At 53.5% G+C, this 15,074-nt stretch carries 13 protein-coding genes and 1 pseudogene; 9 read left to right on the top strand and 5 right to left on the bottom strand.

Annotated elements, in window-relative coordinates; all coding sequences use genetic code 11:
- The first annotated feature begins 22 nt into the window (after positions 1–22).
- Positions 23–802, top strand: a complete 780-nt coding sequence (locus tag IPM58_12690; protein ID MBK9307908.1) for an ROK family protein — start codon at positions 23–25, stop codon at positions 800–802.
- An 851-nt stretch (positions 803–1,653) separates the two neighbouring features.
- On the opposite strand, the gene IPM58_12685 is transcribed toward IPM58_12690, so the two are convergent.
- On the bottom strand, positions 1,654–1,923 hold the full coding sequence (locus IPM58_12685) for a hypothetical protein (protein MBK9307907.1): 270 nt from the start codon (positions 1,921–1,923) through the stop codon (positions 1,654–1,656).
- Positions 1,924–2,149: 226 nt separating this feature from the next.
- On the bottom strand, positions 2,150–2,461 hold the full coding sequence (locus tag IPM58_12680) for a hypothetical protein (protein ID MBK9307906.1): 312 nt from the start codon (positions 2,459–2,461) through the stop codon (positions 2,150–2,152).
- A 617-nt stretch (positions 2,462–3,078) separates the two neighbouring features.
- Between IPM58_12680 and IPM58_12675 the strand changes: the two genes are divergently transcribed.
- Complete coding sequence (locus tag IPM58_12675) at positions 3,079–3,645, top strand: MEDS domain-containing protein (GenBank protein ID MBK9307905.1); 567 nt, start codon at positions 3,079–3,081, stop codon at positions 3,643–3,645.
- Positions 3,646–4,399: 754 nt separating this feature from the next.
- Positions 4,400–5,203, top strand: coding sequence for an OmpA family protein (locus tag IPM58_12670; protein ID MBK9307904.1), 804 nt, complete (start codon positions 4,400–4,402; stop codon positions 5,201–5,203).
- A gap of 409 nt (positions 5,204–5,612) precedes the next feature.
- On the opposite strand, the gene IPM58_12665 is transcribed toward IPM58_12670, so the two are convergent.
- From IPM58_12665 to IPM58_12655, 3 genes and pseudogenes are all read right to left on the bottom strand, one after another.
- On the bottom strand, positions 5,613–6,050 hold the full coding sequence (locus tag IPM58_12665; protein MBK9307903.1) for an SRPBCC family protein: 438 nt from the start codon (positions 6,048–6,050) through the stop codon (positions 5,613–5,615).
- A 172-nt stretch (positions 6,051–6,222) separates the two neighbouring features.
- A pseudogene (locus tag IPM58_12660) lies at positions 6,223–7,343 on the bottom strand (IS3 family transposase).
- A 542-nt stretch (positions 7,344–7,885) separates the two neighbouring features.
- Positions 7,886–8,359: a JAB domain-containing protein gene (locus IPM58_12655; protein MBK9307902.1), complete on the bottom strand. Its 474-nt coding sequence runs from the start codon at positions 8,357–8,359 to the stop codon at positions 7,886–7,888.
- A 948-nt stretch (positions 8,360–9,307) separates the two neighbouring features.
- Between IPM58_12655 and IPM58_12650 the strand changes: the two genes are divergently transcribed.
- From IPM58_12650 to IPM58_12625, 6 genes are read left to right on the top strand one after another with little or no spacing between them, the layout of a single operon-like run.
- Positions 9,308–9,655: a TrbC/VirB2 family protein gene (locus IPM58_12650; protein ID MBK9307901.1), complete on the top strand. Its 348-nt coding sequence runs from the start codon at positions 9,308–9,310 to the stop codon at positions 9,653–9,655.
- A 1-nt stretch (position 9,656) separates the two neighbouring features.
- Positions 9,657–9,986, top strand: a complete 330-nt coding sequence (locus IPM58_12645) for a VirB3 family type IV secretion system protein (GenBank protein MBK9307900.1) — start codon at positions 9,657–9,659, stop codon at positions 9,984–9,986.
- Between the two features lie 41 nt (positions 9,987–10,027).
- On the top strand, positions 10,028–12,487 hold the full coding sequence (locus IPM58_12640; protein ID MBK9307899.1) for a VirB4 family type IV secretion/conjugal transfer ATPase: 2,460 nt from the start codon (positions 10,028–10,030) through the stop codon (positions 12,485–12,487).
- Positions 12,488–12,495: 8 nt separating this feature from the next.
- A complete protein-coding gene (locus IPM58_12635) occupies positions 12,496–13,542 on the top strand; it encodes a type IV secretion system protein (GenBank protein ID MBK9307898.1) in 1,047 nt (348 codons plus the stop codon).
- A gap of 12 nt (positions 13,543–13,554) precedes the next feature.
- Complete coding sequence (locus IPM58_12630; GenBank protein ID MBK9307897.1) at positions 13,555–14,271, top strand: P-type DNA transfer protein VirB5; 717 nt, start codon at positions 13,555–13,557, stop codon at positions 14,269–14,271.
- Positions 14,272–14,307: 36 nt separating this feature from the next.
- The gene (locus tag IPM58_12625; protein MBK9307896.1) at positions 14,308–15,066 is read left to right on the top strand and encodes a type IV secretion system protein VirB8; all 759 of its coding nucleotides are present in this window, start codon (positions 14,308–14,310) and stop codon (positions 15,064–15,066) included.
- Positions 15,067–15,074 lie beyond the last annotated feature (8 nt).

The following is a 15,074-nucleotide window of genomic DNA, read 5'->3' as shown; positions in this document are numbered from 1 at the left end:
CGACTCATTTCCAAATTCTTATATGCGAGCTAACCCTTCATCATCCTCAAAGCATTTCCCGTCACAACCCCCAGCCACAGATCAGATTCCAACTGCCGTCGTGACATCAATTCGAACGCTCGTCATTGATATCGGCGGTACGGGGATTAAGGCATTGGTCGTTAACGAAAATGGTGAGCCCGTCGGAGACCGTGTTCGTGTACCAACGCCTAAACGAAGCACGCCGCAACTGATGATGAGAATCATACAACGCCTTGCGAAAAAGGCGGGTCGTTTCCACCGCGTCAGTGTGGGTTTCCCAGGGATCGTTCGCAATGGTGTTGTCTCGGGAGCTGTAAATTTAGACCCCACCTGGGAGCATTTTCATCTCACGAAGGCTCTCCATAAAATGTTTCGAAAGAAGCCCGTCCGTGCCGCCAATGACGCCGACATACAAGGTTTCGGATCGATCTCCGGCAGGGGCGTTGAGCTAGTCCTAACCTTGGGAACGGGAGTCGGCTCGTCCCTGTTCGTCGATGGCACGCTCGTGCCAAACGTGGAGGTGGGCAAGAATCGCCTACGCAATTCGGAACTTGAACGGCTGGGAAAGAAACTGTGGAACAATCGCCTCGTAAAGGTCATCCGTAAACTTGAAAATATGTTTCATTATGACCGGCTCTACATAGGCGGTGGAAATGCGGCACAGGCAGATATAAGCAGGCTTCCTGGTAATGTCTCGATCGTATCCAATATGACTGGACTCTCAGGCGGCATTGCCTTGTGGAGAGATGGATCTGATCCCAGCGGAAATGGTAATGGCTGACGAACCATCTTGCATTAGCCTGTCGGCGGCGTTCTGAACATCCCTTGCGCGCTTTTTCGGATACATGATTCTGCGATTGTCTTTAACGGCGTTTTCAGGTCCGGTTAGATTTTTCGCTTGTGTCAACTGAATCCTCGCTGCACATGGAGCTAGATTCGGCTGTCGCCCATTTTAACCTTGGAGTGGTACTGGAGGATCGACAGGATAAAAGCGGAGCCCTGGCTGCCTATGTGGAGGCACTCCGATGCGCGCCGGATTTCCGCGAAGCTCATTGTAATCTGGCAGGCTTATACCAATAGCTAGGGCGTCGACTCGATGCCATTCGCCATAATTCTGCCGCCAAGCGCTTAAGGTTATCTGGGGGGACCTAAGTGACTGACTCAGCAAGCCGCTATGCTTTCTCCTAGTACTATGTTCCCTCGTGTTTTATTAGTTTGAAGTATGTTAGCAATGTGGGGGGACCAATGCCTCCGCATTTCGGCAGCTGGAGCCGTGACGAAAGCGAAGACAAACGATCCAAACGGTTTATTTCATCTCATTGAGATCCAAGAATCCCCTAAAGGGATTCAGTTCTATTTTGGGAAGTTGGTCGATCTTGTCCGCAGGCTAGGTGACATCAAACTGTCATAGATGAGGCTTACCAGCTTCCTTCCCTCTTTAAAATCCTTACTAGTTCCGCAATAGAAGGAGCATAGATGTTCAGGATTAGAGGCTGCGGCCTCATATGATGCATGATCACGGCATTACCCCGAGGAACATATACAAATACTCACGCTCAATGAGTAATTCGTGGGGAGAGCATAGTAATTGGAAACTTCTCTGACGCATGCACAAGGTGGACGACCTGTTATTTACAACCCCGGAGTTACGCCTCCATTGACCGTACAGAGTCTTGGCGGTTGTGTCAGCGCATCACCGGCAATGTTCGTGAAGGTCGGAGTCAATAAAAGAGAAAACGGGGGAAAAATCCACCAGAGCCTTGTCTCATTGGATTGAACAATTTGCACCCGATTAGCACCGACCTGCTTCGCGGCTTTTGTGAATTCCTCAACGGCCCCATCAAGAGTGGCATCGCCGATGAACGGCATCACGATACCCAAATGCACAGCCACCTTTGTCATATTTATATGCACCGGAGCTTCCGAACCATCCATATGGTGCAACCCATTAAAGTTAGAAGCTGTGCTTGTTAAGGCGCAACCGGAGAAGCAGACCATAGAAAGTAGTGCTATTCTGATAATAGATGGCATGTCTGCCCCCTTTGGTTATGATCTCGACATCGTAAGCGCCTGTTGTTTGCTTTCTCGGTTAGACATAAGAATATCGCCAATTGCCAATAGGGTAAGGTCAGTCAGCTCGTTGCAACGTCGTCGTATGCCCTTGGTCTGTGACGTATGCTTTCACTTTGTCACCTGGCCTCACCACATCCAGCTTGGTACTGAGATCGACGTGTAGGAAATGCTCTTTCCCGTCGTTGTCTTTTATGGAGTAGTACGATCCTTTAATGCTCATTAACGTCCCCTTGACTGTAGTTTCGGTCAGACGCTCTTCGATGGTGGGGGTCGCTTCTTGGTCAGTCACCAAATCGTCAGCGAAAGCCATTCCCATACTGGACCCCACAAATCCAGCGACAACGATTACGATGAATTCTAGTTTCATACCATCCTCCATGTATGCGTGATGAGTCATTCTTACAAGACCACAGTCCAGCTGGTACTAGTGAATTACCTTGAACACGAGCGACATCGTCAAAACAAACATAAGACTCATTAATGTTATTGATTTGTTTCGAGGTCAGCGTGAAGCGCCGCGTACGGCTTCAATAGTGACATTATTAATCTAGGATAGAGATGGATACGGGGGGGCGACATTAGAACAATGGATGTACAAAGTTGATATAAATGTAGGAGTGCGACTAGGTTGACGGCAAACCACAAAAATAGATGTAAGGTTCATAGACGGTCTCGCTTGTCCCAATCAGCCCTCGATACAGGCCCTGCTCCCAGGTTCAGTACTGAAGATGCGAAGGCTGCCACTCGAAAGGCACGAGGTCGCTAAACGGTCTTAAGCAAGTCTCCGGTGGAGATGGGGAAAGCTATAAATTGCCTTCCTAACCATATTTCCTACTTAGTCCCATGTACCAGTAGAGACTACTGCGTAGACACGAGTAGTATATCTAACAAGACTGATCGGAATTAGGCACGGTGAGCCACATGATGGCCGATGATTGGTGCCTATTTGGATTTCTCACTTCCTTGCCCAAATGGAGGTGAGTCATGCCAATCAGTGGTCTTCGAGGCACACATGAGATTCCATTAGGATCTCATCTCTGTCTCTTTTATCGATACCCGCAAGAGTTTCTACGCGTCACGGCATCCTTCCTGAAAGCGGGCCTTACCCTCCATGAGTTGTGTCTTTGGGTGCTTCCCGCCACGGTGACCATTCCGCTAGCACTTCAAGAACTATCTCGTCACGGCGTAAACGGTTCCAAGCTGGTTGCCTCGAAGCAGTTACATATTTCGCCCGCTCAAGATTGGTATTCGAGTGTGACCTTTAATGTGGAAGATTCCCTGAGTCGGCTTGCCAACTTACCATCCCAGGCTCGCAAACTCGGGTATGCAAGCATCCGTGCTGCCGGTGGACCAGGTCGATTTTCCTCTGCGACTCATCGCGGGGCTTTTATGCGTTACGAGCAGAAAGCGACGCCCATCATCGCCGATCTTCCCTTCATTGGGTTGTGTTGCTATGCCACAAGGGACTCGTTGGAAACCGATATGTATGACATCATGAGCGCCCATCCATGGGCATTACTGCGAACTAATACAGGGTGGTCTAGTATCTGATCCGTAGCGTAAGGCATCTGGGCAGTCTGTGTGCAGAAGGCATGACTTCTTGGCAATTCTGTTGGCATTCTTGCATCTCTTGATGGTTCGTGAGGCCCACCGGGTAACTGCGAAAGGCACTATGATGAACAGAGAACCGGAGGTCCTGAGAAGTCTATGCTTTTTATCTACTTTTAGAAAACCGAAGATTACCTCTATGAAATATGCAAGGCACATGACTATTCCACACCTAGTCCGACCAGTTGGCTAGTTTCAAATCCGAGGGCAGTCCTTCGCTACATATCTTGGAGGAAATCCTTTCAACTAGTGCATGGAATAGCGATGGCTGACAACCAGAGCGTCTATGAATATCTATTCTCTTTACACGAGCTGCTGGACAGCGGAGATCTTACTGAGTAGGAAGGGGAAATCTTGCGTGGAAAGATGAAGAGTATTCAAACCTTACTCAGTGAAGATTAGAAGAATTTAACTGACCGTAACACACGGGTCCTTAGGTACCTGCTCCAGCGCCCTCCGGCCCCCCTGGGAGGCCGAAGACTTTTTACAATTCAAGGCAACAGCGAGACACTGTGTCATCCATTCACCGGATGGTGCCAAATATAAGGGCTTCTCCTAGGTGTCAGGCTTACTCGCAGGCGTAGACTAATATTACATGGGTTTAGGTTTATGAAGGCTCAGGTCCAACTGACACTCGCTACCTCCTCAACGGCATGTGCTGCCGTATTTACACTAGATGCCCCTGAAGGGTGAGGCTATGGATAGAGCACTGACACAATCTGCAGCTGTCATGCTGATAGGGATAGTTTTATTTTCGAACCAAGGGTGCAGTACTAAATTGCTCAAGTCTGATTCTGAAGGGGAACGTGTAACAGGAAGTGTGGGTACAAGCTTGCCTATATCCGGAGACTCGCGCGGTGATACGAACTTACAGACTACATCAGAACCGCGCGTAAGCGGAGATACGAACCCACTCACGACATCAGAAGAACACTTTAACGATAAAACGAAGCAGCCCACTGCATCGGAAGAAAGCTCAATTGATGGTACGGAACTGCCGTCTATATCCGAACAAGACTCAAACGGTACATTGAGAGGGTTCTCGACTAATCCTTCGGAGGAACATCTTGCAGAAGGCAAGGATTTGGGAGCACTGCCCCCCTCAGGTATTGATCCACGTCAACGTGCCGAACTGACAAATGAAGAAAAGGCTGCCCAGGAAGCGGGTTTTCGGGACATTTTCTTTGGCTTTGATCATTGGACCCTGTCTGATACCGGCATGGAGGCGCTCAATCATAACGCAGCATATCTACACAATCATCCAACGGCCGTGCTTACAATCGAAGGGCACTGTGACGAGCGAGGCACTGCCGAATATAATATTGTTTTGGGCTACAAACGCGCAAAGGCCGCTCGAAATTATCTTCTGGAAGCGCTCGTGAACCCTGAGCAGGTAGCCATCGTTTCGTATGGTAAAGAGCGTCCCTTCTGCCTCGACCGAGACGAATCTTGTCATGAGCAGAACCGCCGAGATCACATGCTTCTTACCATCAATGAATAGGGAAACCCATGATGAGACATCATCGCGTGGGGGCTACTAGATCTACACCTCCTATCACGTAGTCATTACCTTAACTTTTTTATATTTCCTGAAATATTCTAGACGAAGCCTAGGATCTAGTGAATCTACAAGGATACCCCCCAACCTCCGGCTAGTCGGAGTCGAGTTGCTAGTTTCTACGGCTCCCCTACCGGGCCAGGTCTGGAAGCTAGAATATAGCGGGCTGCAACACGAGGTACCTCAGGACCGTACCCCCCTCGGCATGGCTTGGCGCAAGGCTACCCCCGATTCGCTTCGGTCGATTCGACGTAATTTATGCTAGACGATTGTCACGACAGTATGATGGAGAGTGTAATCACACACGGAGAGACTAAAATGGCAGAACTGGTTAAAGCCCAGTCTTACACTACTAAACCTTTCGATCTTCGCATAGGTTCTTAACCGATTGCAGCGCGTTTTTGAGACCCTCATGAATCGTACGATCTCGGTCTCCACTCTGCTGTTCATATTGGTGAGCGAGTTCGGGTCGCGGCTCAAAAGAAAGATGGACAGTGACCGAAGCACTGGCACCCCTTTCATTATCTTTAACTTCCAACCAACCATTATATCGGTTCTCGCCATCAGACCCCCATTCCATTCGCCTACGGTCTTTATAGATGTGATATGAACCATCTGAATCGTACGGATGTCCGGCAGCCTCGCCTTGAACTCGTACACGGTCGCTACCCTGGGGCATAGCGTTCTTCACCGTCGGGAGATACCGAGCAAGATTGTTCACGTCCGAGACAAAGTCGAAGACATGTTGCGGCTTCAAGTTGACGATAGTTGTATGCTCGTACTCACCCATAAAACCTCCCTCTTCTTTGTTGATTACACAAGCTACATTACGACTAAGAATCGGAATACTAGGAAGAGCCCTGCGTATGAGTTTATACGGCCGACCGTAACACGCGGGTCCCAGCAATGGGGGGGAGGTCTGGCGCAAGGCTTCTGACGTTGGTCCCTTTTCGAGACAAGTCTTAACGAGACCAGAGGGTTTCTTCGACGAACTGTAGAGCCTGACGTTGTCCAATAAACTCAGCTGGTGTCAGGTTACCCAGTGAGCGATGTGGGCGCTGCTGGTTGTAGTCGCAGCGCCAGACTTCGATGACAGCCTGCGCCTGGGCGAGCGTGGCGAACTGATGGACGTTCAAACACTCATCGCGCAGCCGCCCATTAAACGATTCAATGAAGGCATTCTCCACGGGTTTCTCGGGTCGAATGAAGTCGAGTTGGACGCCACGGTGATAGGCCCAATCCTCCAGCGCCCTGGATTGGAATTCTGTGCCATGATCAACGGTGATGGAGCGAGACCTCAGGCCTTCTGCGAGGACGCGATCAAGCACTTGACCCACCAGCTCTCCAGACATCCGAAATCCAGCCTATAGGACAGGACTCGAGCGACTCCAGGTATCCACCACGGTCAAGATCCGAAACGGTCGACCGTCGGCGAGGGTATCATGCACAAAATCCATACTCCGGCGTTCGTGCGGACCACTCGGCACGGGAGCCGGTCCACGGTGGAGGGCGATATGTTTACGTCGGCGCACCCGCATGCGGAGCTGCAATCCATCCAAGCGATACACCCGTCGGACGCGCTTCCGATTGATGAGCCACCCCTCCCGCCTGAGCAAGACCCAAATCCGCATGTATCCAAATCGAGGCCGCGCATGCGCCAGATCCCGCATGCGGAGCCGGAGAGCCGATTGATCCGTGGCGCGACTTGTTCGATACCAGGAGGCTCGGCCGAACTGCTCCAACCGACAGGCCCGCGCACCACTCACCTGAAACGTCCCATGAAACCACTGGGCCAGTTCCCGGCGGCGGGCGGGCCTCAGACTTTTTTTCGTAGAGCCTCTGTCAGCATGTGCTTGTCGAGCGAGAGATCCGCCACGAGCCGTTTGAGTCACGCGGTCTCCTCTTCCACCTGCCGCAATCGGCGGAGCTCGCTCACGCCCAGATGCGCGTAGTTCTTTTTCCAGGTGGAGAAGGTGGCCTCGCTGACTCCCAACTGCCGGCAGCGGTCGCCGATTGGAGTCCCACTCTCAACTTGCCGAATGGCATAGATGATCTGTTCCTCGGAAAATCGTGACCGCTTCATCGATCCGCTCCTTTCGTCGAGGACCGTCGAAGCTGCCAGTCTACTCCAATTTTAAGGTGTCGTCGTTTTCGGGGGAGACGTCAATTATTAAGAAGCGCGTCCTTCGCGCTATTTCACTTCGGCCATTTCGAGTCAATAACTCACATAACCCTACGGTCAGTGCCACCGTTCAATATTTACGTTATCGCCAAACGGCGTAAGATGTTTTTCGCCTTGCTTCGAAGTCGATCTTCATAGCTAACCGACTCTCACCACTCTTTCAATCTCTCACAACGAAATCCCACAGCAGAGGAGCGTATTATCACGCTCAGCCTCTTATGCCCATTGTCTGAGGATAACTTTTGCAAACAAGTCGCGTTAAACGCACGAGTATCAGAGCATCATGGCCTCTTTCAGCAGCTTGCCTATTTTTTAGGTGTCCGCGGTATCATAAGCAGGCCGCCCCTAGACATAGGGATCGAGAATCTTCCCAATGTGTCGTCAAGAATCATCTGCTCAAGAGGATAAATGACGGGAGCTATGACAGGACTTTCGCTGTCGCCTCACAGCGGCCAGCCCTGATCTGCAAAGCTATAGAGACGGTTATCACCAAGGATGAGATGGTCAAGCAGTCTGATACCGAGTAAGTCTCCAGCTTCTCGCAGTCGTGTGGTCAGCGTACGGTCCTCCGGGCTCGGCGTGGGATCGCCTGATGGATGATTGTGAACGGCAATGATCGCACAGGCGTTGAGCAGAATGGCCGCTTTAAAGACCTCGCGAGGGTGCACAAGACTGAGAGTGAGTGTGCCGATCGAGACGATGTTCACGCCGATACTGGCGTTTTTCGCATCGAGACAACAGACGAGGAATTGTTCGCGATCGAGACCAGCAAAGTATGGGCGGAGCGCCGAAGCCGCGGCAGCCGAATCGCGAAGAACAGCGCACGGAGAGGTGTGTCCTCGTTCAGCAACGAGTGTGATCCGGTAGCGTGGAATGAACTGCGGAATGGGAAGTCGGTTGATGGATTGTTTAGCCATGATGGCACCTCCTGCATGTTGAACAAACTGGCGCTTTCACAGAAGCCGAAGCGCCAGGGCAGGACAACGCAGGTGACGGGGCGGAGGCTGCCGAATAAGCACGAGCGGATGAGGACTTAGCAGCGGCCGTGACACACTCCTGATGGCACGAGCGGTGCGTCAGACGATCAGTGCGCGGCAAGACACCGGCCTCCCATGGCAGAACAATTCCGGTAACCCACCAATACACAGTCGAACGCAACTGGTCCAACCTAGTGGGACATTGACGAATTGTCGTACTCGTCAGAGAACATCCGATCAGAACGAAATGAGCAGTTGATGTGGAACCGTACCTAGCTGGGCGTCCGATAAATTATGTCATCGCTCCTAAGTCCCGACGATGAGCACTCCGTCGTACTCACCGCATGTAATACCAGCATTATTGAGAGTGATCGAGCAAGACAAGACATGAGCACTCGGCTGCGACCTTCGATGTGTATGCTGGGATTGGACTTCTCTGGTCTGCGGATCAGTGATAGGCGGCTATCCGTTGCTTTGTTGAACCTCGGAAAGACATACACGCTCATTGTCAGATGACAGAGAGCGATCTATCCCACAACAATACAGACATCCCCTCTGTTGTCATCTCCAGAATTTAATCACGTGAGCACTGCGGCTACGTAGTGACCACAGGCTTGACCTAAAAACTGAACCTCACTACATGTCACCCGCGTTTGGCAATTAATGCAGGTGTGCATGCTCTACGGGTCACAGTGTTGTGGCAGTGCCGTCACGCGACTAGGGTCAGGACATGATCGTGGAACGGGCCTCAGAGAGGTGACATCTTTCAGATGAACCGGCGTTCGGCATGAAAGAAACCAAATGTGCATTCATGGGCCCCACACTATGGTGGGCCTGACTATCTGCGGTGAAACGTCTCACAGAGAGGGAGGAAACATGGAGGACACGATGAAGAAAGCATGTTTGACAAAGAAATGGGTATCAGAGACAGGAACCTTGGGACGATGCAACCGAGAGAACGGCCCCGAGATCGCTGCCGCCTCTTGGCTGTTCGGGGTGCTCACCCTGTTGGAGTCGGATGCAGCTTGGGCCCAAATCACCAAGGTGAACACGGTGATGCAGAATGTTCAAACGGTCCTGACGAGTGTGGCGGTGACACTTTTTACCGTCGCAATCATGTGGGCGGGGTTCAAGATGGCCTTCAGCCATGCCCAATGGTCCGATGTGAGTAACGTCGTGATTGGCGGAATCTTGGTGGGCGGAGCGGCGGGGATCGCGGCCTGGTTGATCAACTAACATGGACGGATTTAGGGATCCCATCTTCACTGGTTGCACGAGGCCTGCGATGTTAGGCGGCGTACCGATCATGCCGTTGCTTGTGATCGGCGGCCTGACCCTCTTATTGGCAGTCTGGCTGTACTACCTCGTGAGCGGCTACGTCTCGCTTGGGATCGTGTTGATCACAATCCCCATCGTGCTCTGGATGCGCCACACGACAAAGACGGACGATCAGCGTTTGCGCCAAGTGATGATGCGAGCGCGAATGCGACTCCGACATGGACCAAGTCGCGCGACATGGGGGGCCATTTCCTATGGCCCCCTCTCGTGGAAAACGCGACGATCATAGTGAAACGGTTAAACGGTTGAGTATTCCAATGGACCGATGACATGAGACCCAGATCCGTCCTCACAAAAACCGCCGCCGCTCAGATTCCCGCGAGTGACTATATCCCGCTGGGCACGGCAATCACGCCTACCGTCATCACATTGACCGGTGGCGAGTACTTGGCTTGTTGGAAACTGGACGGGATCACGTTCGAAACGGCGGACCGATCTGAGGTTCTGCTGCGCAAAGAAGCGCTGCACCAATTTCTCCGATCCTTGGGCGGCGGTTCTTTCGCCGTCTGGTCCCATAAAATTCGCCGGGTCGTTACCGAGCGGTTGAAAGGCATCTCGCCTAATCCGTTCTGCCAAACCCTGACCAATCGGTACTATCAATCGTTTGAACAGCATCGGCAAATGGCAACGGAATTATATCTCTCCGTTTTGTACCGACCCTTTCCTTCCAAGGTCGCGAACTTCTTCACGCGCATGAGTACACGCACGTTGGCCCAACGACGAGAACACGAGACCGGACAGTTGACCATCCTGGAAGACATGGGCAAACAACTCGAAGCCAGTCTTAGTCGGTATGGGCTGACTCGCCTGGGCACTTATACGAAACAGGACATCGTGTTCTCCGACCAGCTGGCTTTTCTCAGCTACTTGATCAATGGAGTCTGGGAGGAAATCCCCCTGCGCCGGGCGCCGCTCGCCTCGTACCTCCCCTCTTCACGCCTGCACTTCGGTGACCGGACAGGCATGATGGAAATCTGGCACCCGCGCGCGCGGAAATTCGCCGGGTTTCTCGACATGCAGGAGTACCCGCAGTTCTCCGAGCCCGGCATGAACAACGGCCTGCTCTATAGCGACGCCGAGTACATCGAGACCCAAAGCTTTTCGTGTCTGAACAAGCGCGCGGCCCTGAAGTCCCTCGCCACCCAGAAAGGGCACTTGATCGCCTCCGAAGACGCTGCAACACGCGAGATCGAGCAGATGGACCAGGCTGCGGATGATCTGCAGAGCGGACTCATTGATTTGGGGCAGTACCATTACAGCCTGGCAATCTTTGGCACGTCCATGGAATCGGTGAGTACCGCACTCGCCGATGCCCGAGCCGTCTTTCAAGATGGGCCGGGGTTCAAGATGGCACGAGTCGATGTGATTCCCGAATGTGCATGGTTCGCGCAGATCCCGGGCAACTGGAGTCTGCGGCCCCGCGAGGCCGTGATCACGAGCAGGAACTTTGTTTGCCTCAGTCCCTTTCACAACTTTGCCCGCGGCAAACCATCCGGCAATCCTTGGGGGGAAGCCCTGGCTCTCTTCAAGACGCCGAGCGGACAACCCTATTACTTCAATTTCCACGTATCACCGGAGGACCGAGATTCGCGCGATGAAAAGTACCCTGGCAATACGTTTATCTGCGGAAGCACGGGCGTGGGCAAGACCGCGCTGGAATTAAGCCTCTTAGCTTTTGCGACCAAGTACCAGGGACTCCGCTGCGTGGTCTTCGACAAAGATCGCGGCGCGGAGATCGGAATCCGCGCTATGGGCGGGAAATATCAGTCCCTGAAGCGAGGCATGCCGACCGGCTTCAATCCCTTGCAGGCAGAACCGAATCCCCACAACTGGCAATTCTGCGAACAGCTCGTCGCCCAACTCGTGAAGCAGCCCGGTGACGAAACTCCCCGGCTTACCGCGAAGGAACAGACTGAGATCAGTCATGCGGTGCGAACGGTGATGAGTGAGGCGGTCTCTCCGCACCTACGCTGCCTGTCTCTCCTCCGTCAGAACTTGCCGGCCACCGGCGACCAGAGTGTACGGGCACGCCTGAACCGTTGGATGCGCGGACAACCTCTAGGCTGGGCCTTCGACAATCCGCAGGAGACCCATGACATCAGCGACGCACAATTATACGGATACGACTATACGGACTTTCTGGACGATCCTGAGGTCCGAACTCCGATCATGGCGTATCTGCTCCATCTCACCGAACGGTTGATCACCGGTCAGCCCTTCATCTATGTCATGGAGGAATTTTGGAAGCCGCTCCAAGATCCGATGTTCTCGGACTTCGCCTTCAACAAGCAAAAGACCATCCGCAAACAATCCGGCCTCGGCGTCTTTGTCACTCAATCGCCCTCGGACGTACTTGGACATCCTATCGGGAAGACGATGGTCGAACAGAGCGTGACACAGATCTTCTTACCCAATCCTCGCGCCGACCATGAGGACTATGTGCAGGGGTTCAAAGTCACGGAGGCGGAATTCCACATTATCAAGAATCTCGGGGAAACGAGCCGTCTATTTCTGGTGAAGCAGGGCCACAGCTCGGCGATCGTGCAATTCGACCTTGGAAGCATGACGGATCTCTTACACGTCCTCTCTGGCTCGATGGACAACGTGGCGATGCTGGATCAGATCAGGGCCGAAGTGGGTGACGACCCCACAGCCTGGCTGCCGCTGTTCCATGAACACATCGCGGCACGAAAACAACTGCGACGCGAGAACGGCAGAGGAATAGCGTAGAGAACCCCATGGGCATGGCGACCTACATCGAACAGTCGGTGAACAACGCATTGGACCACTATGTCGTGACCTCCAGCGATGCCGTCATCGGAGTGCTCATGCCAGTCGCCATCACCGCGATGACACTGTATGTGATGTGGACCGGGTTTCAGGTAATCCGCGGCGACGTGCAGGAACCGATCACCTCACTCGTTTGGCGGTGGTTTCGCGTGGCGCTCATCACCGGGCTGACGCTGAATGGCCCACAGTATCGGAGTCTCGTGAAGGACGGGATGGACGGCATTCAAGAAGCCTTTGCCTCAGCTTTTGGCGGGGTGCTTTCGATGGGAGGCACGATCGATCAGATGGCCGACCCCTTCGCAACCCTGATGGAAACCCTCTTCACGGAAGCCAGTTCGGGATTGGTGCCGCAATTCTCCCTGTTCATCGCGGGAGCCCTCTGTGCCACCGCGTCGATTGTGATGGCCTTTGTCGCCATGGGCCTCTTTCTCGTCGCGAAAGTGAGTCTCGCCCTGCTGCTCTCGGTGGGGCCGGCATTCATTTTCTGCGCGATGTTTCCGATGACGCAGCGCTATGCGGAAAATTGGCTGTCCAGCGCCCTGGTCGCCGTCTTCACCAACGTCCTCATCATGGCGGTCATCACGTTTCTCGCAAGCCTCCTGCGGAACGCCTGTCAGCATGTGCTGAGTGCCTATTCCACCTCCTCCATTCTGGCAGATGTCGTCGGCCTGCTGTTTCTTTCCGTCACGGCCGCCTATGTCTTACTCCATGTCGCGTCACTGGGGGCGAGTTTGGCTGGAGGACTCGCGTTAGGAAACCCCGGCGGGGATGCGACCAGGAGTGGAATGCTGCTCTTGCACAGTGTCACGTCCGGTTTGAGTAGGTTTTTACCGTTGGCCCTGGCAACCACCGGAGGCTCCTTGACTGGTCCGCGAACCGGGACGACTCGCGCCTTGCCGAGCGCGCTGCCTGGCGCGAAGCCTCAGCCCGGTAGTGACCTCTATCAGCGGGCCTCATTAGAACGACTACGCAACGGAATCTCGCAAAAGGAGTAAAGCATGTTTCGTATGAAACGGACAATGATCGCGATGGGTATTGCCTTGATGGTCGGCCTCGGTCCGGAGCCTAAAACCCAAGCTGCAGGAATCCCCGTCATTGACACGGCCAATCTCGTGCAATCAATCGTGCAAGCCCTGGCGTGGATACAGCAGTTCCAACAGATGCAGCAACAAATCCTCCAAGCCGACCAGCAAATCCGTGCGGTCGTGGGCTCCAGAAACATGGGCAGTCTCTTGAACAACCTCACCCTGGCCGGAGTGGTCCCCTCCGATGTCAATGCCGTGTATCAGGCCATTCGGTCCGGCGGGGTGTATGGCTTGACCGCAGCGGCTCAGATCATCCGTCACAACCGCATGATCTATAACTGCGAGGGCAAAACCGGCGATGCCTTGCGGATCTGTCAAAACATGTTGAACCAGACGCCACAAAGTCAGGCCTACTACGCCAACACCTATCAAATGTTGCTCGGACGAATGCAGCAAATTCGGGCTCTGACGACTCGCATCAATCAGACCGAGGACGAAAAAGGGATTCTGGAACTCAATGGCCGGATCGCCGCCGAGCAGGCCCAAGTCAGCAACGACACGAATCGAATTCTGACGATGAAATCCATGATTGAGGCAGAAGAAAAAGCCGCGCAACAGGAACAGCAAGAACGCGTGCTGAAGATGTTGGCCCCCGGCACATCTCGGACGTTCGACCATATGGCTCCGTGGACACCGTAGTGGTGCTCACCAGATACAGACAGGAGACTCACAAGAATGACGGAACAGACGACGGACTCCTCACTCGTGCATATCGCGGAGCAAACGCAGTTCTACGATCAAGGCCGCGACTGGGATACCGACTGGCGACTCAGGCTGGAGGCGTCGGAACGCACGGCGTGGTGGGTCGCGAGTACTGCATGCGCCCTGGCAGTAATACTTGGAGCAGGACTTGCTTGTCTGGCTCCGTTCAAGACCACCGTACCCTACGTCTTTTCGATTGATCGTGCGACCGGCAACGTGGAGCTTGTGAGTGCGGCGGATGATCGCACGGTGGTCGGATATCAAGAATTGCTCGATAAGCATTGGACACAAAAATACGTGCTCGCGCGAGAATCTTACTCATACCGGCTGCTCCAAGCAGACTACGACCAGGTCTTGGCGATGAGTACGGACGAGATCGGTCGCGAGTATGCGAGCCTCTTTGACGGTGTGCATGCTCGCGATAAGCAGTTGGGGACCGGCATCGAATGGCGCGTGAATGTGTTGAGCGTGACCGTGCAGACCGATGCGATCGGTCCGAAGGCCACCGTGCGATTTGAGAAGTCGGTGAAGCGGACTGACTCTCACAGCCTTGAGCCACCGCAGTATTTCATTGCGACGGTTTCCTACGAGTACCGCCACACGATGAAGGGTCAGGAAAAGGATCTGATCCAGAACCCGCTTGGCTACAAAGTGACGGGCTATCGGGTGGACGCAGAAATCGGGACGATCACGCCGCCGGCGTCGGTCCTGTCGATGGTCGAGAAAAACTAGGAAGGTGC

The organism is Nitrospira sp. (assembly GCA_016715825.1).
Taxonomy (GTDB): Bacteria; Nitrospirota; Nitrospiria; order Nitrospirales; family Nitrospiraceae; genus Nitrospira_D.
This window is presented reverse-complemented; position numbering and strand designations above follow the sequence as displayed.

Excerpts from the sequence above, each read along its gene's own strand:
- IPM58_12675 (MBK9307905.1), top strand. The coding sequence starts at position 3,079 with ATGCCAATCAGTGGTCTTCGAGGCACACATGAGATTCCATTAGGATCT.
- IPM58_12650 (MBK9307901.1), top strand. The coding sequence starts at position 9,308 with ATGAAGAAAGCATGTTTGACAAAGAAATGGGTATCAGAGACAGGAACC.
- IPM58_12640 (MBK9307899.1), top strand. The coding sequence starts at position 10,028 with ATGAGACCCAGATCCGTCCTCACAAAAACCGCCGCCGCTCAGATTCCC.
- IPM58_12685 (MBK9307907.1), bottom strand. The coding sequence starts at position 1,923 with ATGACAAAGGTGGCTGTGCATTTGGGTATCGTGATGCCGTTCATCGGC.
- IPM58_12645 (MBK9307900.1), top strand. The coding sequence starts at position 9,657 with ATGGACGGATTTAGGGATCCCATCTTCACTGGTTGCACGAGGCCTGCG.
- IPM58_12655 (MBK9307902.1), bottom strand. The coding sequence starts at position 8,359 with ATGGCTAAACAATCCATCAACCGACTTCCCATTCCGCAGTTCATTCCA.
- IPM58_12680 (MBK9307906.1), bottom strand. The coding sequence starts at position 2,461 with ATGAAACTAGAATTCATCGTAATCGTTGTCGCTGGATTTGTGGGGTCC.
- IPM58_12690 (MBK9307908.1), top strand. The coding sequence starts at position 23 with ATGCGAGCTAACCCTTCATCATCCTCAAAGCATTTCCCGTCACAACCC.
- IPM58_12635 (MBK9307898.1), top strand. The coding sequence starts at position 12,496 with ATGGGCATGGCGACCTACATCGAACAGTCGGTGAACAACGCATTGGAC.
- IPM58_12625 (MBK9307896.1), top strand. The coding sequence starts at position 14,308 with ATGACGGAACAGACGACGGACTCCTCACTCGTGCATATCGCGGAGCAA.
- IPM58_12665 (MBK9307903.1), bottom strand. The coding sequence starts at position 6,050 with ATGGGTGAGTACGAGCATACAACTATCGTCAACTTGAAGCCGCAACAT.
- IPM58_12670 (MBK9307904.1), top strand. The coding sequence starts at position 4,400 with ATGGATAGAGCACTGACACAATCTGCAGCTGTCATGCTGATAGGGATA.
- IPM58_12630 (MBK9307897.1), top strand. The coding sequence starts at position 13,555 with ATGAAACGGACAATGATCGCGATGGGTATTGCCTTGATGGTCGGCCTC.